22 protein-coding genes and 1 tRNA gene are annotated in these 23,138 nt (G+C 39.6%); 21 read left to right on the plus strand and 2 right to left on the minus strand.

What is annotated here, in order from left to right:
- Nucleotides 1-3: 3 nt before the first annotated feature.
- The 7 genes from mnmG to BLS16_RS07130 all read left to right on the plus strand — a co-directional run bounded on the left by mnmG (nt 4) and on the right by BLS16_RS07130 (nt 8,511).
- On the plus strand, nt 4-1,905 hold the full coding sequence (gene mnmG / locus BLS16_RS07100; protein ID WP_092331658.1) for a tRNA uridine-5-carboxymethylaminomethyl(34) synthesis enzyme MnmG: 1,902 nt from the start codon (nt 4-6) through the stop codon (nt 1,903-1,905).
- Between the two features lies 1 nt (nt 1,906).
- Nucleotides 1,907-2,626, plus strand: a complete 720-nt coding sequence (gene rsmG / locus BLS16_RS07105; RefSeq protein WP_092331661.1) for a 16S rRNA (guanine(527)-N(7))-methyltransferase RsmG — start codon at nt 1,907-1,909, stop codon at nt 2,624-2,626.
- Nucleotides 2,627-2,768: 142 nt separating this feature from the next.
- Nucleotides 2,769-4,217, plus strand: coding sequence for a VanW family protein (locus tag BLS16_RS07110; protein ID WP_092331663.1), 1,449 nt, complete (start codon nt 2,769-2,771; stop codon nt 4,215-4,217).
- Nucleotides 4,218-4,435: 218 nt separating this feature from the next.
- Nucleotides 4,436-5,197, plus strand: a complete 762-nt coding sequence (locus tag BLS16_RS07115) for a ParA family protein (RefSeq protein ID WP_176786101.1) — start codon at nt 4,436-4,438, stop codon at nt 5,195-5,197.
- On the plus strand, nt 5,190-6,038 hold the full coding sequence (locus tag BLS16_RS07120; protein WP_092331668.1) for a ParB/RepB/Spo0J family partition protein: 849 nt from the start codon (nt 5,190-5,192) through the stop codon (nt 6,036-6,038). The genes BLS16_RS07115 and BLS16_RS07120 overlap by 8 nt, the downstream gene beginning before the upstream one ends.
- A 1,125-nt stretch (nt 6,039-7,163) precedes the next feature.
- Complete coding sequence (locus BLS16_RS07125; protein ID WP_092331671.1) at nt 7,164-7,865, plus strand: DUF554 domain-containing protein; 702 nt, start codon at nt 7,164-7,166, stop codon at nt 7,863-7,865.
- A gap of 163 nt (nt 7,866-8,028) precedes the next feature.
- Nucleotides 8,029-8,511 carry a DUF4446 family protein gene (locus tag BLS16_RS07130; protein ID WP_176786097.1) on the plus strand — a complete coding sequence of 161 codons (483 nt, stop codon included), beginning with the start codon at nt 8,029-8,031 and terminating at the stop codon, nt 8,509-8,511.
- A gap of 8 nt (nt 8,512-8,519) precedes the next feature.
- Here the strand turns inward: BLS16_RS07130 and yyaC are convergent, their stop codons facing one another.
- Nucleotides 8,520-9,092 (minus strand): spore protease YyaC, encoded by a 573-nt coding sequence (yyaC, locus tag BLS16_RS07135; protein WP_092331676.1) that lies wholly within the window; start codon nt 9,090-9,092, stop codon nt 8,520-8,522.
- Nucleotides 9,093-9,218: 126 nt separating this feature from the next.
- Here yyaC and BLS16_RS07140 point away from each other — a divergent pair, with 126 nt between their 5' ends.
- From BLS16_RS07140 to BLS16_RS07180, 9 genes are all read left to right on the plus strand, one after another.
- Nucleotides 9,219-10,250: a YkvI family membrane protein gene (locus tag BLS16_RS07140; protein ID WP_092331679.1), complete on the plus strand. Its 1,032-nt coding sequence runs from the start codon at nt 9,219-9,221 to the stop codon at nt 10,248-10,250.
- Between the two features lie 103 nt (nt 10,251-10,353).
- Nucleotides 10,354-12,255, plus strand: a complete 1,902-nt coding sequence (gene selB / locus BLS16_RS07145; RefSeq protein ID WP_092331681.1) for a selenocysteine-specific translation elongation factor — start codon at nt 10,354-10,356, stop codon at nt 12,253-12,255.
- 493 nt (nt 12,256-12,748) lie between these two features.
- Entirely contained in the window at nt 12,749-13,912 is a 1,164-nt protein-coding gene (locus BLS16_RS07150) for an ABC transporter substrate-binding protein (RefSeq protein ID WP_092331684.1), read from the plus strand.
- 212 nt (nt 13,913-14,124) lie between these two features.
- Nucleotides 14,125-15,015 (plus strand): branched-chain amino acid ABC transporter permease, encoded by an 891-nt coding sequence (locus BLS16_RS07155; RefSeq protein WP_092331686.1) that lies wholly within the window; start codon nt 14,125-14,127, stop codon nt 15,013-15,015.
- Nucleotides 15,016-15,023: 8 nt separating this feature from the next.
- Nucleotides 15,024-15,977 (plus strand): branched-chain amino acid ABC transporter permease, encoded by a 954-nt coding sequence (locus tag BLS16_RS07160; protein WP_092331689.1) that lies wholly within the window; start codon nt 15,024-15,026, stop codon nt 15,975-15,977.
- Complete coding sequence (locus BLS16_RS07165; protein ID WP_092331691.1) at nt 15,958-16,725, plus strand: ABC transporter ATP-binding protein; 768 nt, start codon at nt 15,958-15,960, stop codon at nt 16,723-16,725. The genes BLS16_RS07160 and BLS16_RS07165 overlap by 20 nt, the downstream gene beginning before the upstream one ends.
- The gene (locus tag BLS16_RS07170) at nt 16,725-17,429 is read left to right on the plus strand and encodes an ABC transporter ATP-binding protein (protein WP_034599260.1); all 705 of its coding nucleotides are present in this window, start codon (nt 16,725-16,727) and stop codon (nt 17,427-17,429) included. Before BLS16_RS07165 ends, BLS16_RS07170 begins: the two co-directional genes overlap by 1 nt.
- Before the next feature lie 223 nt (nt 17,430-17,652).
- Nucleotides 17,653-18,279, plus strand: coding sequence for a CBS domain-containing protein (locus BLS16_RS07175; protein WP_092331694.1), 627 nt, complete (start codon nt 17,653-17,655; stop codon nt 18,277-18,279).
- Between the two features lie 49 nt (nt 18,280-18,328).
- Nucleotides 18,329-18,856 (plus strand): DUF2889 domain-containing protein, encoded by a 528-nt coding sequence (locus tag BLS16_RS07180; RefSeq protein WP_092331696.1) that lies wholly within the window; start codon nt 18,329-18,331, stop codon nt 18,854-18,856.
- Here BLS16_RS07180 and BLS16_RS23495 read toward each other — a convergent pair.
- Complete coding sequence (locus tag BLS16_RS23495) at nt 18,853-18,996, minus strand: hypothetical protein (protein ID WP_176786098.1); 144 nt, start codon at nt 18,994-18,996, stop codon at nt 18,853-18,855. The two genes, BLS16_RS07180 and BLS16_RS23495, sit on opposite strands and share 4 nt — an antisense overlap.
- 150 nt (nt 18,997-19,146) lie before the next feature.
- Between BLS16_RS23495 and BLS16_RS23500 the strand changes: the two genes are divergently transcribed.
- The 5 genes from BLS16_RS23500 (at nt 19,147) to BLS16_RS07200 (ending at nt 23,030) form a co-directional block, all read left to right on the plus strand.
- A tRNA-Sec gene (locus BLS16_RS23500) sits at nt 19,147-19,244 on the plus strand.
- Nucleotides 19,245-19,505: 261 nt separating this feature from the next.
- Entirely contained in the window at nt 19,506-20,243 is a 738-nt protein-coding gene (locus BLS16_RS07185; protein ID WP_092331698.1) for a CvpA family protein, read from the plus strand.
- 124 nt (nt 20,244-20,367) lie between these two features.
- Nucleotides 20,368-21,744 (plus strand): aminopeptidase, encoded by a 1,377-nt coding sequence (locus tag BLS16_RS07190; protein ID WP_092331701.1) that lies wholly within the window; start codon nt 20,368-20,370, stop codon nt 21,742-21,744.
- A 27-nt stretch (nt 21,745-21,771) separates the two neighbouring features.
- Nucleotides 21,772-22,641, plus strand: a complete 870-nt coding sequence (locus BLS16_RS07195) for a mechanosensitive ion channel family protein (protein ID WP_092331703.1) — start codon at nt 21,772-21,774, stop codon at nt 22,639-22,641.
- A 194-nt stretch (nt 22,642-22,835) separates the two neighbouring features.
- Nucleotides 22,836-23,030, plus strand: coding sequence for a DUF951 domain-containing protein (locus BLS16_RS07200; protein ID WP_092331706.1), 195 nt, complete (start codon nt 22,836-22,838; stop codon nt 23,028-23,030).
- The last annotated feature ends 108 nt before the right edge of the window (nt 23,031-23,138 follow it).

Below are 23,138 nucleotides of genomic sequence, written 5' to 3' on the forward strand. Positions count from 1 at the left end.
GCTTTGGAATACTTTGCTGGAAAATATGATGTGATAGTAGTTGGAGCCGGACATGCCGGGTGTGAGGCTGCTCTTGCTGCTGCACGAATTGGATGTGAAACGCTTTTATTAACTCTAAACTTAGATACGGTTGCCCATATGCCATGTAATCCTTCACTTGGAGGACCGGCTAAGGGGCATCTGGTACGCGAAATTGACGCCTTAGGCGGCCAAATGGGTATCATAGCAGACAAAACATCTATACAGGCTAAGATGTTAAACACGGGAAAAGGACCTGCCGTTCATGCCTTAAGAATTCAGTCGGATAAACAAGCCTATCAAGCTCAGATGCGTAATGCATTGTTGTCACAACCTAGATTAACTATAGTTCAAAGCTTGGTAGAGAAACTTGTCATAAATAATTATTCAATAGCTGGTGTTGTAACTCGTACAGGTGCACGTTTTGAATCCAATAACGTAGTATTGACAAGTGGTACCTATCTAAGAGGGAGAATTATTATTGGCGATTCTATGTATGAAGGTGGACCTAATGGTCAAATGCCTGCAATTTCTCTTTCAGAGTCGCTCAAAGAGTATGGTGTAGAATTAGGAAGGTTTAAAACTGGAACTCCTCCAAGAATTCAGCGGCAATCAGTAGATTATTCTAAATTTAGAATACAACCTGGAGATGAAAGACCTTGGGGGTTTTCCTTTCTACCGACAGAGAGCATTTTTTGGCAAGGTGATACTTCTAAACAAGTCCCTTGCTGGTTAGGATATACATCAACGATTACCCACGATATTATTCGTGAGAATCTCTATCGGGCGCCATTGTATTCGGGTAAAATTGAGGGTATTGGCCCACGTTATTGTCCTTCAATTGAAGACAAAATTGTTCGTTTTGCTGAAAGGGATGCTCATCAGATTTTTTTAGAACCGGAAGGTTGGCAAAGTGATGAGCTTTATGTAGCTGGTCTTTCAACCAGTATGCCTGAGGATGTTCAAGTAAAAATTCTACAAAGCATTTCAGGTTTAGAGCATGTTCGAATGCTCCGTCCAGGGTATGCAATTGAATATGATTATGTATTACCTCATCAACTTTCTCTTAGTCTAGAAGTACGTCAATTAAATGGCTTGTTTACTGCTGGTCAGTTAAATGGTACTTCTGGGTATGAAGAGGCAGCTGCTCAAGGTTTGATGGCAGGGATAAATGCTGCTCTTCGGGCTCTAGCTAAAGAACCTTTTGTGCTGCGACGCTCTGATGGTTATTTGGGAGTTTTAGTTGATGATCTAGTCACAAAGGGGGTTAAGGAGCCCTATCGCTTATTGACATCAAGAGCGGAGTATCGGCTTGTTCTGCGTCAAGATAATGCTGATTTAAGAATGACAGAAAAAGGAAGATTCATTGGCTTAGTGAGTGATGATCGTTGGCAACGGTTTCAAGAGAAGAAAAGTAATTTGATGTATATTAATCAACTATTAAAAACTAATGTATTCTCCCCATTCAATGAAACCTTGCAGAAAGTAATGATTGAGGTGAATTCTACTCCAACACGTGGAGGAATAAGTGCTCAAGATTTAATTCGTAGGCCGGAGATTACTCTTAAACAAATAGTTGAACTTATACCTGAATTTAATAATTTGGATTCTGAAGTGTTAGAGGAAGCCGAGATAGAAGCTAAATACTCTGGATATATTGAAAAACAATGGGCGGAAATTGAGAAGTTTTCTAAGCTGGAAGACCTAATTTTACCTAAGAATCTCCGTTATGAAGATATCCGCGGTTTATCTACCGAGGGGCGACAAAGACTAATGGAAGTTACCCCTTTAAATTTGGGGCAAGCTTCCCGAATTACAGGAGTAAGCCCGGCAGATGTCTCAGTATTATTGGTCTCTTTAGAACAACGTCGCCGAAGGGAGAAATAACGTGTTCAGTGAGTATTCAACCCTTATTAAGGGGTTAACCTATAATCATATAGGATATGAATTGTCTGAATCTCAAATGGATCAGTTCTGCTTGTTTGGAGACCTGTTAATCGAGTGGAATCAGAAACTCAATTTGACAAGAATCACAGACCCCCAGGAAGTAATTTTAAAACATTTCATTGATTCCATGGTTCTTGCCCAATATATACAGGGTGAGCATTTTGCAGATCTGGGCACCGGAGCGGGCTTTCCCGGAATACCACTTAAAATTTTGCTTCCTGAGTTAAGTGTCGTGCTTGTTGATTCGCTGAAGAAGAGATTAGACTTCCTTGATATTGTTATTAAGACCTTAAAGTTAAATAAAATTGTTACAAATCATGCCAGAGCCGAGGATTTTGGACGTAATCAACAATATAGAGGTTTTTTTGATACAGTTTGTTCACGTGCTGTAGCACGTTTACCTATTTTGTTAGAGTATGCTATGCCTATTCTTAAAGTTAATGGTCGATTCATTGCTGCTAAAGGCTTGAATGCAGATCAAGAGCTAGCTGAATCAAAAAATGCATTGTTGGTTCTAAATGGGAAACCCGAAGGAATTGAAAAGTATAATTTAGGGCATAGTGCAGAGCATCGAGCAGTAATATTAATTCGTAAAGTTGGAAAAACTCCATCCCAATACCCGCGCAAGGCAGGAACTCCTAGTAAGAATCCTATTATTTAGACAATAATTTTGGCTAGGGCATTACTCTTTTTGAGTGTAAGGCTCTTTTTTATGACGGACAGTGAAGGAAATAGGATTAGAACGTCGAATTTAACAATAAAGTGCTGTATTGCAGGGTGTAGGTATAGTAGGGGGTGGCAATTTGGAAGATTCACAAAATCAAAGGTTTAGAAGAGATAATGCTAATCTAGTTTCGGGGACAGAGCTCAGTAGAAGACATCGAAGAAGTGCAAGGAAACAAAGATTTAAGTTCGATTTTAAAAAGAGTAAAAGATTATATATATCATTAGGACTTATAATAAGTTTCTTAGTTGTTGTTGCTCTCTCGGCTACGATATATACCTGGGATCAGCATCTAATTGTTGATGGAGTCACAATTTCTGATGTTGATGTAGGTAATATGACAATGGATCAAGCCAAGGAGACAATGGAATTGGAAGTTGAACGTCTTCTTGGGCAAACCGTAAAGCTTAACGTGGATGATGAAGTAAAAGAAGTTAAATTAGAAGATTTAGGCTTAACTGTCTCTGCAGATGCCGCATTAGAGGAAGCTTATCAAGTTAGTAGAAGAGGAACAATTATAAATAAAGTATTAGCTAAGATGAAAACTTCTGAGGGCATTAATTTGGGATTGGCACAGGAATGGGACGACGATAAATTACTACAACGACTTAACAAAGATTTAGGAGAATTTAATAAGCCTGCCATAGATGCATCTTTTGATATTAATCCTCATAACTCAATGGTTATAAAAAAGGAAGTCGTTGGAAGAGTTATCGATACCGAAGATTTAGTTGATCGGATCAAAGATATCGATATTTTCTCCCAAGTGCCAGAGTTTACGGTAAAGTATAAAGATCAACTTCCAATTGTAACTGCTGCCCAATTAGAAGAACAAAAAATTACTGGATTACTGGCCAGTTATACTACACGTTTTGATCCCTCTCAAACTGCAAGATCAGAAAATGTTCGCATTGCTGCTAGAGCTATGGATAAGGCTGTTATAAAACCAGGTGAAACTTTATCCTTTAACAAGATTGTTGGTGAAAGAACTGTTGAGGCTGGCTATAAAGATGCCTATATAATCGTTAATGGTAAATTTGTTCCCGGATTAGCAGGCGGAATATGTCAAGTATCCAGCACTCTTTATAATACGGGATTATTGGCTAATTTACCTGTTACTCAGAGAAGCAATCATGATTTAGCTATCTCATACGTACCACTTGGACAAGATGCCACTGTTGCTTACCCAGATCTCGACTTAAAGTTTAACAATAATACAGGTGGGTATCTACTTGTTCGTACAAAGGTAAGTAGTAATTCTGTAACAATTGAACTCTTTGGAAAGCTTGTTCAAGGACAAGAAGTGCTTATATCGAGTAAGATCGAGTCAGTTATTCCAGTTGAAGAACAACGTTTAGTCGATGAAACTCTTGCTCATGGAGTTTCACGTACCACTCAAGAGGGTCAGCCCGGATATGTGGTTAAATCCTTCCGAACTATTAAGTTGAATGGTAATATCAAAAATACAGAAACACTTAATCAAAGTCGGTACGCACCCTTACCTAAAATTATTTCAGTTGGTGCATAATTTTATAAGATTATTATTTTTAATTTGTAAAAAAGCGTCAAAAGCGCTTTTTTTATTGGGTTTGGTTTGATACTATCAGAGAGTACACATTTTTCGTCTTTAATCGAATCTGTATATAAGATTTCAATGACCTGAACCAGTTTCGTCGATAGAATAATTTGTTTCTAAGATCATGTAGATAGTATTGTATTGTGTAATGAAGGAAGTGCTGGCTATTGATAACTAATGTGATCGCTATTGCTAATCAAAAAGGCGGAGTCGCTAAAACTACAACAGCGATAAATTTGAGTGCCTGTCTGTCGGAACTAGGTAAACGTGTCTTACTTATTGACCTAGATCCACAAGGTAATGCTACTAGTGGTATGGGAATCGTCAAAAATAAGCTGACTCGATGTATTTATGACGTTCTTATCAATGATGTTCCTTTAGAACAGGTTATTATGAAAACTGAGCAAAAAGGCTTAAAGGTTGTGCCTGCAAGAATTGAACTTGCCGGTGCAGAAATTGAACTTGTTTCTCAAAGTTCACGTGAAGCGAAATTAAGGAAGGCTATTGAAGACGTAAAAAATGATTATGATTTTATCTTTATTGATTGTCCTCCTTCTTTAGGGCTTCTAACAATTAATGCGCTCACTGCTGCTACAGATGTAATCATACCGATTCAATGCGAGTATTATGCTCTTGAAGGGTTAACACTACTAATGAATACCTTGGATCGTGTTCGAAAACATCTTAACCCAAAATTAAATATCTTGGGAGCCCTCTTAACAATGTTTGATGCTCGCACCAATCTATCGATTCAAGTAGTTGATGAAGTCAAGAAGTACTTTCCGCAAAAGGTTTTTCGCAATATTGTTCCGCGTAATGTACGCCTCAGTGAGGCTCCTAGTCATGGTAAGGCAATCAATACTTATGATTCCCGGTCTAGAGGTGCAGAAGTTTATCGTGATTTAGCTAAGGAGGTGTTAGAACGTGTCTAAGAAGGGACTTGGTCGGGGACTTCAAGCACTCCTATCAGATGATTTAGGTGGTAATGAAGAAAGTATTAAAGAAATCCCAGTATCAATTATAGACCCTAACCCTGAGCAACCGAGAAGGGAATTCGATCCTCAAGGACTAAATGATCTTGCAGACTCCTTACGAGTACATGGATTGTTACAACCTATTCTGGTTAGATCGTCCGGCGACAGGTATATTTTAATCGCCGGTGAACGACGCCTTCGTGCTGCAAAGATTGTCGGACAATCTACTATAAAGTGCATTGTTCAAGAGTGCAGTGATCAAGAAATGGCCGAGAGAGCATTAATTGAGAATATTCAGCGTGCTGATTTATCTCCTGTTGATGAAGGACTGGCCTATGAGAAACTTATTAAAGAATACGGATTGAGCCAAGAACAAGTTGCACAACGTGTTGGCAAGGCTCGATCAACAATAACTAATCTTCTACGGATAATACAATTACCAAATGCTATTCTTGATTTACTTCGAAGTAACTCTATCTCATTAGGCCATGCCAAGGTGTTGTTGGGTGTTAAAGATACAACTTTACAAGTCTTAACTGCTCAAAAAGCCGCTAAAGAACAACTGTCTGTTCGAGATACTGAAAGTTTGATCAACAGACTTTCGGAGAAATCAGATAAGGTGCGACATACTCGGGAGTTTAGTCCTTTACTAAACCAAGTGCAAGATCATCTTAGGAGCTGTTTTCAAACAAAAGTCAATATTAAGGGTGACACTAAACGCGGCAGCATCGAGGTTCAGTTTTTTTCGGAAGAAGAGTTGAATAGGTTACTAGAGCTTTGGAACATCCGCATAGAGTAACTAGATGTTCCACGTGGAACATCTAGTTACTCTATGGTTTAGCTTTCTTAAGGGCGATGGGTGGCACGCCCACCCTTTTTATCCGTTGTGAATGGCAGAAGCTTTTAAGCTGAGTGCACTCAAAAAAATATGTTTCTGTAAATTATTGTTTAAATCTTATATGAAAAAACACTGAGCGTTAACTTATTTTGTATATATGAGTTGACGCTTAACATTGAAGCGGCATGGTCGTCCACTCTGATAATCTTCTAGGTTACCACGGTGTTGGTCTTCTGTTTGGCTATGAGGTGGATCGCTTTCGGCTGAGTTAACCTGTGGGAAGACGGAGTTTTGGTTTGCACGGGTCTGAGTGTTTCGACGCTGGCTGGCTGGACGGATCGCGCAATCGTCCAATCTGGGCATTTCTTGCCGTACGCTATGCCGTCTTTGGGGCATGTAGCAATAGGAACGTCGTGTTCTGTCGCTTTTGTGCCGCTCTATGCCATTCTGCAAGAAGGCTAATACGTGCGAAGACAGTGTCTTCGGGCACAGCGGCATCACTCCATCCAAGGACAAGTACTGCGGTGGGCTAAGGGGACGCGAACCGTCGTCTCTCGCCTCAGCCTGACTACCCTGAAGCATCTGCTTTTCTGAGAAGTGCTCTTCAAGCCAAGTTTGTTGTGAGTGGAAACAAACAACAAACAACAAATATGGGGACTTTCATATATGCTATTTAATATCTTTAGGACGTTAAGATGACGTTACTTAGTTTTTTTTACATCTGAGGGTACTGGAATGGTTGCGTGATGAAATCTAGTCAAAATAGCCCCAAAACGTCTTTTAAAATATTGTGCCTAAAAACAAGCGGTTACGCTCTAACAGGAGTGAACCCATTGCATGGATAGCATAAAGCCTACAAAGCATGTGTAGAAACAGTATCGCAGGTTTCCTTTCGCCGTTCAGCAAGTAGGCTAATTCGTGTGAAGAATTTAGCTGGTCATGAAGGATGTGGGCAAAACCGTCTTGCCCTGAGGGGGCCCTATTTTCATCTTGTGATGGTGCTGTCTTATAGCGGCAAGCATGGCAACTTTGATTAAATGTTCCACGTGGAACATTTAATCAGTCAATAAAGGAAGAGGGATATAATTGTTAGGAACTATTGTAAACACTGGGGCAATTTTAATAGGTGGATTGCTAGGTCTTATGTTCGGACAAGCATTACCAGAAAAAATGAAAAAGACAGTAATCCAAGGAATTGGGCTAGCAGTATTATTAATAGGTATATCAATGGCCATTCAAACTAAGAACACGTTGATTGTTATAGCAAGTTTAGTGTTAGGCGGGATAATTGGTGAAATCATTGACATAGAACTTCGACTACAACAGTTTGGGCAGTCGCTTGAAAGTAGGCTATCAAAAAATGGACGAGGAGGAGATTTCACCAAGGCCTTCGTAACAACGAGCCTAATTTATTGTGTCGGGGCAATGGCAATTATGGGAGCCCTAGAGAGTGGCTTAACAGGACACAATACAATACTTTACGCCAAATCAATGTTGGATGGAATAACCGCAATTGTTTTTGCTTCGTCAATGGGAATTGGCGTGCTTGCATCGGCAATACCAGTGTTTGCCTATCAAGGATTACTCACGGTCACAGCAGGTCTCTTAGAGGGAGTCTTGTCTTCCCAGATAATAAATGAGATGGGAGCGACTGGCGGACTTTTGATTGTCGGGATAGGCCTAAATATTCTAGAAATAAAAGAGATTAAAGTGGGTAATCTATTACCGGGGTTGTTTTTGGCGATTCCAATAGCAATGCTTTTTACACGTCTTCATTTAGGTATGTAGGGCGAGATAAGTAAACAATGATAAAATTTGTACTTGAAAGGAAGTGAAAAACCTGGTTTTAGGTAGATCATTAAAAATGATCTACCGCTTTGTTTAGTCGTCAAGGCGGAATCAAAGCCGAGATTCTAAGACCAGGGATAAATTGGTGATGATAGAGGGTGTAATGTCAATGAATTGGTTGGCTATAGGTGTTTTAGCCTTCCTTACAGTTATGCTATTAATTATTAAGATTTTTCTATACAGTAAGATGAAAAAGTTTCAGGCATCATATATAAGTCTACAGACATTTATGGACGGTCAACAAATGGATGTACTTCTTGATAAATATATTCAAAAAGTATCAGACTTAGAGCAAAATCTCGAAAAATGCAATGAAAGGCTTGACCCCATTGAAATTAAATTAAGAGCTAGTATCGATAGAGCAGAAATACAGCGTTTTAGAGCCTTTGAAGATGTCGGAAGTGACTTGAGCTTTGCAGTTGCCTTCTTAAATCAAGAAGGAGATGGCCTAGTATTAAGTTCGATTCATAGTCGTGAAGAGGCCAGAATATATGCAAAACCGATAAGTGGCGGACAGTCCCAATATTCACTTTCAGATGAGGAAAAAGATGTGGTATTAAAAGCAATGAACGGAAAGAAAATATAATTAAGTGCTTAGTTGCTCCTTCGTACTTTCAAATATGAACGTGTAATTATAGAACTAATATTCTCGGACAGTCTCCAAACTAAGTTGAGACGAGTGTTTTGCAAAACCATATATTCCATAAAGCCCCCCACATTAACAATACCGGTCATATGAGCTTCACCTACTTCCGGTAGATTTTTATTAACGCCTGCTCCGGGCTTTAATGGCCCATCAGAAAGAGTAATGCAGCCGATTGAGTCAAGACGCCCTAAACAAGCGTCTACCGCAATAATAAATGGATTTGAGAAAATACTTTGTATGTTATAAACGTTTGATTCGAGGTTTGTAGCATGTACGGGATTATCTAATGTACCATAGACATTAAGTTCAGGGAGTTTTAGACGGGAGAGCTGTGTGCCAATTAATGGCCCTAAAGCATCTCCCGTTGAACGATCTGTCCCTATACATAAAATAACAGCGGGGCGTTTCAGAGTAGAAACAAAAAGATCTGAAAGACGCGTTTCAAGTTTCTCTTTTGCAGTATAATCATCCACATGGGCTTTGATTTTTTGAGTTTCAGTAAGCAATGAAAATAAACTCACAAGCAGCCCCCTTACTCGATGTATTTAAAAATTTAGCTATTCATTAAATTATTTACCAAATAGATCATCTTTTATGCATGATATCCCATTTCTAGCCATAAGCATGATGGCGAGGAGGGAGTAATCATGCGTTGGAAAACATCTTTTCAAGTGGCTGCAACCTACGTAGGTGCGGTGATGGGGGCTGGCTTTGCCTCCGGTCAAGAAATACAGCAGTTCTTTGCACGGTTTGGGTATTGGGGTTTAGTAGGAGTTGTGCTGAGTTCGTTTCTATTTTCTCTCCTAGGTTGGGGTATGCTGGATTTACAGAGTCGTTGGAAAGTAACATCCTATGATGGTTTCTTCAACTATTTGCTGGGTCCAAGACTAGGAAGCTGGGCAGATATCCTTGTAAGTATTCTCTTATTCGTAGGTATGCTAGCGATGATATCTGGCAGTGGGGCTCTCTTTCAAGAGTATTTTGGCTTCTCAAGGTGGTTAGGAATTCTATTGACTGCAAGTGTGATTGCATTAGCCTTGTGGTATCGGGGTGAAGGAGTACTTTGGATTAATTCTGTGCTCATTCCTTTAAAGTTCATCTTTTGTCTAGGGATTGCTACAGTAGCAACACTTCTTGCAGGCTCAGGGGGAAATGAACCAACAATAATCCTCCAAAACCCGATTGTTAGTAACTGGTTTATCTCGGCCATCCTATATGTCTCATTTAACGTTACATTAGCAATGGTAGTATTTGCATCTCTTGGACGAGATGTACAGAAAGCAGGTGCCCGGTTAGGGGCTTTGCTTGGAGGAATTGCTTTAGGATTGTTTGCCTTAGCCATAGGTGTATCTTTGCTAAGTTTTCCAGATATATTAGGCCTTGAAATTCCGATGGTTGGAATTGCAGGCAAGTTAGGTGACTGGCCGGCTTTTTTCTATGTAGTAGTCTTGTGGTTAGCTATGATTACTGCAGCCGTAGGGAATGGCTTTAGTCTAATAAGCAGAGTTGTTGATTCAGGTCGTTTAAACTATGGTAGAGCGACATTAGCATTATTTGTATTGTTGCTACCATTAGCTGGGGTCAGATTTTCTCATATTGTGCAGATCGTTTATCCTCTGTTTGGATACCTAGGATTAGTATTTTTGCCTGTTATTATGTATTATTGGCTAAAAAGATAAAATTGAGTTTGCTAAACAAGTTACAATTTTGCTATAGTAAATAAGACGAGTAAACCATATAAGATTTAAAATAGAATATGCAAATAGCTTAAGGGGAACTAAAATGGGTGAAAGACACTATTTAGTGGGAACAGCCGGACATGTAGATCATGGTAAAACTGAGTTAATTCGTGCTCTCTCCGGTATGGATACTGATCGATTAAAAGAAGAAAAGCAAAGAGGTATCTCAATAGAACTTGGTTTTGCACATATGTTACTTCCAAGCGGCCGTCAAGTTGGAATGATTGATGTTCCAGGCCATGAACGTTTTGTCCGCCAGATGTTGGCGGGGGCAAGCGGAATGGATGTTGTACTATTGGTCATTGCGGCTGATGAGGGAATAATGCCTCAGACTCAAGAACATATAGATATATTGACATTGTTGGGAATTCCCAGAGGAATTGTTGTCATAAATAAGGCAGATCTTGTTGATAATGAGTGGCTAGATCTCATGGATGAAGAGATACATAATAAACTTAAAGATACAGCCTTCAATCAAGCTCAAATATGTCGTGTTTCAGCTTTAACAGGTCAAGGTATTGACGACCTTCGAGATATTATTGATAATTTGCTTTCTGATGTGGAAAGTAAGAAATCAACCGGCCCAGTGAGAATGCCAATTGATAGAGTATTTAGCATTCAGGGTTTTGGGACGGTTGTGACAGGCACTCTTCATAGTGGGACTATAGAATTGGGCCAAGAGTTGGCAATAGAGCCTAGTAATATACAATCGAAAGTTCGCTCATTACAAGTTTATAATAAAAAAGTTAACTTTGCTGGGGCGGGACAGAGAGTAGCGGTCAATCTGGCTGGGGTAGATGTCTCAGAAGTTGTTAGGGGCTCAGTACTCGTAAAGCCAAAAGTATTTAAAGTTGGAAAAATATTGGATTTAAAAGTAACAAACCTTACCACTGCAGAAAAGCCTTTAGTGCAGAGGCAGAGAGTTCGCTTTCATATTGGGACAACGGAGATATTGGGACGCCTACACCTCTTAGAACACAAGGAAATTAATCCTGGTGGTGAGGGGTTTGCTCAGATATTATTAGAAGAGCCCGTTCTTGCAGCACCAGGAGACCGGTTTGTTTTAAGATTTTATTCTCCTACTTTCACAATAGCAGGAGGAAAAATATTAGATGTGTCTGAGCTTAAATTGAAACGCTTTAAAGAAAGTGTATTAGCACAACTGAGGATTAAAGATCAGGGAGATCCCCTTGACCTTTTAGAGAGAGAGATGGATGAACCAAGAGCTGCTAAAGATTTGGCAAATCGCTTACACGTCAACCTTGATGATTTAGTTGAAAACTTGAAATCACTGGAGGAACAGGAAAGGCTAGAGATTTGGGCAGAAGATGATGTTGCTCTTTATTGGGCAAAAAAAGATGCTGAAACGTGGAGAGAAAAACTCTTAAAAGTTGTAAAAGCAAATGAACAGGAATTTCCGTTAAGAGGCGGAATTAGTAGAGAAGAACTAAAAACCCGTCTAGGAATATTGTGGAGTCATAGACGTTGGCAGATGATATTAGAACAAGGAAGTGCCCGAAAGTTTTATAAAATCTCCGGGAGTAAGGTTCAAACGAATGAAGGTGCCCAGATTCCGCTCTCAATTATGAAGGGATTAAATGACTTAAGATCTCTGTGGCAAACTATCAAATTTATGCCTCCTGAATTAAGTTCAGCTGCTGAAAAGTGTGGAATAGGAAAAGCTGAGATTCAAGAATATGCGGGATACTTATGTGATCAAGGGGAATGGGTGTCTATTAGCGGGTTTTACTTTAAAAGTGAGGATATTCAAAAGGCAAAGCAGAGCTTAATAGAATTGTTAGGATTAAAAGGAGAAGTTGGGGTAGCAGAGGTTAGAGAATTGTGGGAGACTTCCCGTAAATATACAGTTCCTTTGTTAGAGTATTTTGACCAACAACGTGTCACTCAACGAAAGGGAGACAAGAGAATACTGGGAAAAATATAGATTTGATGAATGAGTAATTAGCTTAAAGATTAAGTTAATTACTCATTTTGCTTTATAACTTTAAGATTAGAAAGATAAATAAATTCTTAAGAGAGTAGATAGAAAAATATTCCAATATTATCAAGTTCTACAATTTAGTCGAGGGCTTTTAATCAAAACTAATAGAAATAATCCAGAATGAGATGGTTTGCTATTATTTGCCATCAAATTGTTTATAAAATTCGTGACACATTGTACTCTAATAGCTTGTCAAATTGTTTTATAATATATAGAATATAGAACTAGAGGGTTGTTATCTAACAGCCTTACATTAAACCCAATCATATAAGTTTTTGATTGGATGACTTAGACCTTGTACTATATCCAGAGGTGCTTGAGGGTTATAATTGGGGGTGAATTAAGCAGAAATAATCCTAAAAAATCAATATAGGAATCACAGTCATGTCCGATAAACAGAAGTAAAAAAGGGTCAATATTAGAGAGGGGTAGAAAGATGAGAAAACTATTTTCAGTAGCAACTGTAGCTTTATTAAGTCTTTCCCTTGTAACCGGTTGCGGAGCAACTGGGGGGCAAAAGTCCGCTGAGGTTATAAAAGTTGGGGGTAACCTTGAGTTAAGTGGTGGAGCAGCTGCTTTTGGGCAATACGCTGAGAAGGCCATTAAGCTTGCATTTGAGCAACAAAATGCTAAGGGTGGAGTGTTAGGAAAGAAACTGGAATACGTATCTTCGGATAATAAGTCAGACCCTGGGGAATCGACTGTAGCTTCAACAAAGCTGGCGACTCAAGACAAAGTTGTTGCAATACTTGGGCCTATGACAAGTGGAAATACTTTAGCTGCTGTCCAAGTAGTCACCGATAGCAAAGTGCCGCTGATTACACCTACAGGTACATCAGATAGTGTTACATTTGAAAACGGGAAGGTAAAGCCTTGGATCTTTAGAGCTTGCTTCATTGACCCCTTCCAAGGGCAGGTAGCTGCTAACTTCGCGTCAGATACCCTTAAAGCAAAGAAAGCCGCACTTTTCATAGATCAAAAGGGAGATTATTCTAAAGGTCTTGCTACTTCCTTTGAAGACAACTTTAAAAAATCAGGCGGAGAAGTTGTTGCCACAGAACAGTATGTAGCAGGCAGTGATTTAGATTTCCGAGCAACCTTAGTACGAATTAAAGCCGCTAATCCCGATGTAGTCTTTGTTCCTGGATATTATCAGGAAGTAGGCTTAATCGTTAAGCAAGCACGTGAAATGGGGATGAAGCAAGTATTCCTAGGCGGAGACGGCTGGGGTTCCCCTCAATTAGTTGATGTAGCAGGTGCTGCAGCATTAGAGAATACTTACTATGTCAATCATGGAGCTATGGATGATCCAGGAATGGCTCAATTCATTAAAGATTTCCAAGGAAAATATAATTCAGAGCCTGACACATTCGCAGCTCTTGGATATGATACCGCAAATCTTTTAATTAAAGCTCTTGAGAACGCCGGCAGTACAGAACCTGAAAAATTGAGAAGTGCTCTGGAAACCATGAAGGGATTCCAAGGGATAAGTGGAGAATTGAATGTTGATCCAGCAACTCATAACCCAGTGAAGAGTGCTGCGATTCTACAATTTAAAGAGGGCAAAAGCGTATTCATGACAAAAGTTAACCCAAAATAATCTATCAACTTGGAAGAATTGTCACAAAAAGCTAAGGAGGGAGGACAACCCCTCCCTCTTTTTTGTATTAGACTCCGGCAAAGTGCCAATGCTAAGGTATAAAATATTTTATTATTTGTCCAGGGTTACAAATCGAAACACCTATTGACAAGAAGTGGCTGTCTCGGATTTGATAAGTGGAAAAAACTATTCGGGAGTAAGGAGTTGAGAATATGGGAAGTGTAACTGAGCAAGTATTGCAGCAGATAGTAAACGGACTTTCTCTAGGAAGTATTTATGCTTTAGTTGCTCTCGGTTATACCATGGTTTACGGTATCATTAAGCTTATAAACTTTGCTCATGGTGATGTAATGATGGTCGGAGCCTATGCAGGTTGGTTTGCAACAACTACATTGCATATGTCGTTTATTCCGGCGTTGCTAATTGCAATGACAGTTAGTGCGATTCTGGGGGTATTAATCGAACGGATTGCTTATAAACCGCTGCGTAATGCTACTCGAATTGCATCTTTAATTACAGCTATTGGAGTTTCTTTTTTCCTTGAGTATGGGGGCATGTTAGTTGTATCTCCTCAGATGCGCACTTATCCTCCTGTTTTTCCCGATACAATTTATAATGTAGGTGGCATCATCATTAAATATGGTGATATTGTTATGATTGTCACCTCAATTGTCCTTATGGTTTTGCTGCATGGTATTGTTAAGTATACAAAGATTGGAAAAGCCATGAGGGCAGTATCTTTCGATACTGAAGCAGCGTTATTGATGGGTATTAATGTTAACAACACTATTTCGGCAACTTTTGCAATTGGTTCCGCTCTGGCAGCCGCTGCAGGGGTTTTGATGGGAGTATACTTTAATACAATTAATCCGTTAATGGGTATTATTCCGGGGCTTAAGGCCTTTGTTGCTGCAGTTTTAGGGGGAATTGGTATTATTCCCGGTGCGATGGTAGGAGGATTTTTCTTAGGGCTTACAGAATCATTTGTTAGTGGTTTAGGAGCGTCGACATGGCGCGATGCAGTAGCATTTTTAATTTTAATACTTGTTCTCATTGTTAAGCCAAGTGGGCTTTTTGGTAAGAACATCCGTGAGAAAGTGTAGGTGGAATCATGGGTAAGCGGATTAATCGTCAAAGTGTCCTAACTTTAGTAGGTGTCCTACTTGTCTATGCCATCGTTCAGGGAAGTATTTTCATGGACATCTTACCCCCTTTTGTTGCCCTCACTTTGATTCAGGTTTGTATCTTTATAATTCTTGCAACAAGCTTAAACTTAATCAATGGGATCACAGGCCAATTTTCAATTGGGCATGCAGGCTTTATGGCGATCGGAGCTTATGTGGCAGCTATTGTCGTTGTTAAATTTCATGGACCTCTTCTATTGGCCTTGATTGCTGGGGCAGCGGCTGCTGCCGTAGCCGGTTTTTTAATTGGTCTGCCTACTTTAAGACTAAAGGGAGACTATTTGGCGATTGCAACCTTAGGATTTGGAGAAATAGTAAGAATTGTTTTTTTAAATACAAGCTACGTTGGAGGGGCTTCAGGATTTTCAGTGCCGAAAACAATTACTTGGACATGGGCATTTTGGCTAACGGTCTTAAGTATTATAATTATTAGAAATTTTATTAAGTCAACCCATGGTCGAGCGTGTATTTCTATTCGGGAGAATGAAATTGCAGCCGATGTAATGGGTATTAATACGACAAAATACAAAATTATGGCCTTTACAATTGGTGCGTTCTTTGCAGGATTGGCAGGCGGAATCTATGCTAATTACCTATATATTATTCAACCTCTAACCTTTAGTTTTTTAAAGTCATTTGATATCTTAGTTATGGTTGTACTCGGTGGCTTAGGAAGTTTAACGGGTAGTGTTCTGGGTGCTGTGGTAATGACGGTGGTTTCCGCTGCATTATCAGGTTGGCCAGAGTGGAGACTAGTAATAACAGCCGTACTTTTAATCGTAATGATGATTTTTAGACCGAAGGGACTACTAGGAACTAAAGAATTTAGCTTAAGTTTCCTCGGAAAGAAGGGTGATAAGAATGCCTCTTCTAAAGATTGACAAACTCTCCAAGTCTTTTGGAGGTTTAAAAGCCGTATCAAATCTAAATATTGAGATTAACGACGGGGAATTGATCGGTTTAATTGGTCCAAACGGTGCCGGAAAAACCACAGTTTTCAATTTGCTGACAGGAGTTTATGAGCCAACGGAGGGCAGCGTTAAATTTCAGAGTAAAGATATGAGAGGGCTTAAACCCTATCAGGTTACCCAAAGTGGGATGGCCAGGACGTTCCAGAATATCCGTCTTTTTAGTGATCTAACTGTTATTGAAAATGTTAAGATAGCATATCATCAAAGAAGTTCCTATAGTACCCTTAGTGCCTTCTTACGTTTGCCAAGTTATTATGCTGGAGAAGAAGAAATGCAGCGTAAAGCGATGGAACTTCTCAAGATCTTTAATCTGGAGGATAAGGCTGAAGAAGTTGCTAAAAATTTGCCTTATGGTGAACAACGCCGTTTAGAAATTGCTCGTGCTTTAGGCACAGAGCCTAAGCTTTTATTGCTTGATGAGCCTGCAGCGGGGATGAATCCTCAAGAGACACACGACCTTATGAATCTCATTCGTTGGATTCGTCAACAATTCAATTTAGCTATTTTGTTAATTGAACATGATATGTCTCTAGTAATGGGCGTATGCGAACGAATCTATGTTTTAGATTATGGAATGATTATTGCGCAAGGCACACCAGATGAAATCAAGAATAATCCCAAAGTCATCGAGGCTTATTTAGGGGAGGAGGTTGTCTGATGCTTGTCCTTGAAGATGTAAATGTATTCTATGGTGCAATTCACGCCCTTAAAGGTATCTCCCTCGAAGTTAATCAAGGGGAAATTGTGACACTTATCGGTTCAAATGGTGCCGGTAAAAGCACTTGTCTCAAAACAATCTCTGGCTTACTGCGGCCAAAGACAGGGAAGGTTTCCTTTAAAGGGTCAGACCTTGCTAGTATTGCTCCTCAAAGTATAGTTGCCCAGGGAATATCTCAAGTACCAGAAGGTAGACGTGTATTTGCCAATATGACTGTCATTGAAAACCTAGAACTCGGAGCTTACTTACGTAAGGATAAAGCGGGCGTTAAAGAAGACATGAAGAAAGTTTACGAATTATTTCCACGCTTACTGGAAAGAAAAAGTCAGCTTTCAGGCACTTTATCAGGTGGAGAACAACAAATGCTGGCAATGGGCAGAGCACTAATGTCTAAACCTCAACTCTTGCTGCTAGATGAGCCTTCAATGGGTTTGGCACCGATCTTGGTAAAACAAATCTTTTCAATCATTAAGGAGATAAATTCAAGTGGTACTACAATCTTACTTGTTGAACAAAATGCCCATATGGCTCTTTCTATTGCTAATAGAGCGTATGTATTAGAGACTGGTAAGATAGTTCTTTCCGGTGATTCTAAAGAACTGGCCGCCAGTGAAGAAGTCCGTAAGGCCTACTTAGGAGGCTAATATAAATCATAGGCTGATGGTAGACTTTTCGGAGTTTCCCTTCTCTCCATCTTCGTCTCAGGGTACATTGCAACAATAAGCAGCATGGATGGATTAGGGATCATGGTCTATTTTGCGTGACGTAATGGTTACTAAGTGCTGCCAGTTGCATTAGCTTGGTACCAAAGAGTGTGTAACTTGGTTTTTGCTGGCTATGCTTAATTGTAGAAGGAGGTAATTAGAAATGTATGTTCGCCAATTTATGACAGCTCAAGTTTTTACGGTAGGCCCGGATAAATCTATTGCGGATACAATGGCTCTTATGAGAGAAAAAAAGATTAGTAAATTGCCGGTTGTAGAAAAGGGTAAACTTGTAGGTTTTGTCACAGATGGAGATCTCCGTGAGGTCTCTCCTTCTCCAGCAACAACATTAAGTATTTTTGAACTTAACTACCTTATTGCCAAGACACCCATCCGTGAAGTTGCGATTAAAAAGGTCATAACTTGCCACCCAGACACTCAAATTGAGGATGCCGCTTTGATGATGAGAGACCATAAAATTGGTGGATTACCTGTCATTGAAGAAGGTAAAGTGGTTGGGATTATAACTGGTTCAGACATATTAGATGCCTTTTTAGATATCATGGGATTTCGTAGTCCGGGACAGCGCGTAACGATTGAAACTAAGGATCAAATTGGGGTTATGTCGGATTTAGCCCTTGTGACTAAGGAACATGAGGTCAATATTGGAAGTTTAGCTGTATATCATCTCAAAGACAATAAGGTTCAGATTCTTGCTCGTCTTCAGGGGGATCAGGTTGACGAAGTTGAAAAATCCTTGGATAAAAAAGGTTATCAAATTAAAAAATAATATTCTTTAAAAGATTTACATTGGTTTTATTTCAAAAAGAAAGCACTGGATGAAGAGGTATTCACCCAGTGCTTTTCTTCTTAAAGAAAAGAGATATAATGTAGATAGAAACTACCAAAAAAATGAGGAGATGGAAGAATTGCACCTTTTTAACCGTTCAATTTCCATTAGTGTTCGTTCAAAGGACAAAGATACACTGACTGTGGAGGGTACTTTTATTGACACTCATCATGAGCTATGCTTGACTTTGGAAGTTGATATAAAGACTCGTACAATAACAACAGCTACGGGAGAATTACGTCGAGCCCCCCATACAGATTGTGCTGAAACTCAAAAACGAATTCAAAAGCTGGTAGGAATAAATCTCAATAAAAATGTTCGGAGACAAGTACAAGCTGCTGTTGGCCTAAAAGAAGGGTGCACACATATTACTGACCTAACTCTTGAGTGTGTAAAGAGCCTAATGCAAGCTTCATATCAGTTGATGCACCTTACCATGGGAGAAGAGCAAGTTAATGAAATTGTCGAGAAGTATTTGGAGGGTAGTTGCTTTCATTATAACAAAGGAGCGGTTTAATGACTTTCATTATTTGGGGTTTTATAGGCTATTAGGATAGTCTCTTGACCAGTAATAGAGCTAAACTTATGCTCTAATGCTTTCAGATCATCGATTTGTTCCTTTGTTAAGTTTGAAATCAAAGTTCCCGAAGGGTTCATTTGCTTAATCCTCCTTTAATGTATTATGGGTTTCTTTGTTAGAATTATTTTGTACAAATACAATAAGTTCTAACCATCAAGTTATTTGGGACTTTGACTGATTTACTTTCCAAATGATAATTAATGTGATAATATGATTGTCGTTAGTAAGGGGATGGATGGTGACTGGTGTTGCTCCCGGACTTCAAATCCGCGTGTCGGGACGCAGAACGTTCCGAGGTGTGTTCGATTCGCACACATCCCCGCCAAATTTGAACTTCGAAATCCTAGGTTATAGGTTTGAGTTATCTTAAAGCGATTAGGTACCTTTATTTCAAAAATATATCCGGAGTAGTTGGAATTGTTTTTTATAGGCAGCGTGAAGCTGCCTTTTGATATATTGGTTCTGTGGTTAGTTAAAGTGAAGATTAGAAGAATAATAATACAGCAGGATTTTATGGATTTAACCCGAATAAGCTTTATTTATACACTTGTAGAAATCTGACGAGGGTCAATTAGGGAGGGACTATGTGAATCTAGTCGATGTACTTATTATAGGGTTTATCTTATTTGGAGCACTACATGGCTACCAAAAAGGTTTGATAACAAGCATTGTTAATTTTTTTATATGGCTTGTAGGGTTCTTAGTAGCATCGTGGAAATACGTGGCTGTCTTGAGCCTTGCAGAACAGTATTTTCCACTTAGACAATGGATAGAGCCAATGATTTACCGTGTACTACTTCCTACTGTGGAGTCTAAAGCGGAAACTCTGCAGCAACAAGTACTAGGGAATATCCTAGGTATAATTCCTGAAGAATGGCGCGGGTTTTTCCCCTTTTCAGATTTATCCAGTACCCAAATGCCTCAAACTCTTGAACAAGTAACCCATAGTTTAGCAGGGACAATTACCGAGAGTATATTAAGCTTATTTGCTTTTGGCTTTGTATTTTATTTTGTGGTGTTATGTATTCAGATACTGGTAGCTATTCTTCTGCGCCCACTTGGAAGCTGGAGTGGGTCATTTAATCGCGGAGGAGGGCTATTGTTTGGCGGACTAGGGTCACTTATTGGTCTGTCAGTATTAGCTGGATTATTGTCACCGTTTCTAAATATCGGCGCAAATGATGGTTTTATGGAACTTGTGCTGAATTCATACCTATATCCCCATTTGATCCAAACATTTAACCTCTTAGATCAGATGTTTTCTGCTCAACTTAAAGAAAAGTTGCTTGAGCCACTTTCAATGGGTAAGGGAGTATGGTTCTGATCGTCTTACTTAACAGAATCTAGTTAAGTTTGACATATCTGTCGGATAAACGAGGCGAAAATGAAGAAAACTTAAAGAAACTGACATTGTAAAATCAAGTTAATTAAGTTTTAGGGGTGATTGCATGGGATCTAAAAAAGTCAAACTAGCCTGGGATGATCTAATGATATCAGATCAAGAACGAGATGCTATAACGGAATACCTTTCTTTCTTGAGTAAAGGAAAAACTGAGCGAGAATCTTGGCAGATTATTGAGAGTTGGGCTCAACGGGAAGGTTTTATACCTCTAGATAAGCTTGAAGGCTTTCAACCTGGTCAAAGAGTTTGTTTGGCAGTTCGAGGAAAAGCAGGTATCTTAGCAATTTCAGGACAGAGACCTTTGAGCGAGGGTTTTCGACTAATCGCAACCCATATTGATGCTCCGCGATTAGATATTAAGCAGCGTCCTTTGTATGAAGAGGAAGGGTTGGCTTTCTTAAAAACTCATTATTATGGGGGAATTAAAAAGTACCAATGGATGGCCCTCCCTCTATCTCTTCATGGAGTCGTCTTCTTGCGCAACGGGCAGAAGGTTGAAATAATTATTGGAGAAGATGAAGCAGACCCTGTTTTTACAATTTCGGATTTACTCCCGCATTTAGCAAAGGATCAATATAACAAAAAGCTGAGTGAAGCAGTATCTGGAGAAGGCCTAAATCTTCTGTTAGGGCACAATCCTTCCTTGGGGGAAGGGGAAGAACGGGTGAAATCTGCAATCTTAGTTATCCTCAGAGATAAATATGGTATTGAAGAGGATGACTTTGTAAGCGCAGAGCTGGAGGTTGTTCCAGCCGGTAAAGCCCGCTATTCAGGATTGGATAAAAGCTTAATAATCGGTTATGGTCAAGATGATCGTATTTGCTCCTTTGCAGCTTGGAAAGCAGTTGCAGAAATTCAACAGCCGGAGTGGACAACACTGGTTCTATTTGCGGATAAAGAAGAGATTGGCAGTGACTCTAACACGGGAATGAAGGCTCGTTATTTAGAGAACTTCATTGCCGAACTGATTACCTTGCAAAGCGGTAAATATGATGGCTTACTGGTTAGACGATCCTTAGCACGAGCAAAAGCTCTCTCAGCAGATGTCACAGGCGGCTACGACCCTAATTATGCTGAGGTTATGGATAAACGTAATTCTGCCTTTTTAGGACGAGGTCTGGTTATCAGTAAGTATACCGGTTCTAAAGGGAAGTATGATACCAGTGACGCCAATGCAGAGTTTGTTGCGGAGGTTCGGCGGATTTTTGATGATGCTAAGATTTGTTGGCAAACTGCAGAATTAGGAAAAGTCGATCAAGGCGGTGGAGGAACGATAGCCCAATACATGGCTATATACGGCATGGAGGTCTTAGATTGCGGTGTCGGAATTCTGAGTATGCATGCACCTTGGGAAATAGCCTCTATAGTAGACCTAGTTATGATGATCCGGGGCTACCAGGCATTTTTGAAATATTCCGGCTGATCCATTAACTAAAAGGAAGACAGTAACATGAATAGTCTATGGATTAATAATAGTTTCTTAGATTTTGATTGGCAAAAGTTAGGAATGACGATCTTAAATTCTCTGATATATATAATTTTAGTACTAATCATTGCACGTGTTACTTATGGGTTAGCAATTTTCTTATTACGTCGGATGCTGCTAGACCATAGAGGAAAAAAACTGCTTGATGAACGCAAGGCTAATACGATCTTTTCGCTGCTTAAGAGTATGGCGTTTTATTTAATCGCCTTTACGGCTATTATTCATGTTCTTAAGCACCTTTTTAGCTTTGATACGGGTACCCTTCTGGCTTCCGCCAGTGTCTTAGGAGTAGCCTTAGGTTTTGGATCCCAGAGCCTTGTTAAAGATATAATTGGAGGTTTCTTCATCCTCTTTGAGGATCAATTTTCTGTCGGCGATTATGTACAAACCGGTCAATTCTCAGGGGTAGTTGAAGAGACGGGGATCAGGGCAACACATCTAAGAGATTGGGGCGGAGAACTTCATATTATTCCAAATGGTAGTATCACTGCGGTTACCAACTACAGTAGAGGTAAAATGAGGGCCTTAGTAGATATTCAGGTTCCTTATGATGAAGATTTGGACAAGGCTATGGCTGTAATGCATTCTGTTTGTGAACAGGTCGGTATTGAGTTTGGTGATAAGATAATTGATCCGCCAACCGTACAAGGTGTAATCCAGTTTGGTGAAAGGAATACGGTATTGAGAGTAATTGCCTTTACTCAGCCTAATGAACAGTGGAGTTTGGAGAGAGAACTGCGGAGGCAAATACATAGTGCTTTCTTAAAAGAAGGAATTCGCACACCACAACAAAATGTCTTTGTGACTAATCCCATTAAGGATTCAAGTGGTTAAGAACTCGACAAAGTTACTTTAGAAAGACTAACGTTTATTCGTTCATTTGTTTAGTTTGGAGATCAAACTAAGTTACTCAAATCTAGCGACTTGGTAGGAAACTCAAAAATTCGAGATGAGAAGTAAAACGTGGTAAGTTCTTCCTTCGGACTTCGTACCTCGAATTCCGAATCTCGATCAGGGGGTATCACTGAATGATTCCGTTAAATGTAGGAGATATTGTTCGACTTCGCAAGCCACACCCGTGTGGAAGTCTGGATTGGAAGGTAATGAGAACGGGAATGGATTTCCGCATACAGTGTTTAGGATGTCAGCATCAAGCCTGGATTCCGCGGGCCAAACTCGAACGAAATTTAAAAGAGATTCTTCAGCGGGTTGATGAAAAATAGAAACTGAGATCAGGGTCACCTTATTTTGGGGTATCATGATTGAATGAGCAGAGTGGTTGCAGTGTATGAAAACATCACATATAATCGGTAAAGGTAGTTCGTTTGCGT

The organism is Desulfosporosinus hippei DSM 8344, assembly GCF_900100785.1.
Lineage (GTDB): Bacteria > Bacillota > Desulfitobacteriia > Desulfitobacteriales > Desulfitobacteriaceae > Desulfosporosinus > Desulfosporosinus hippei.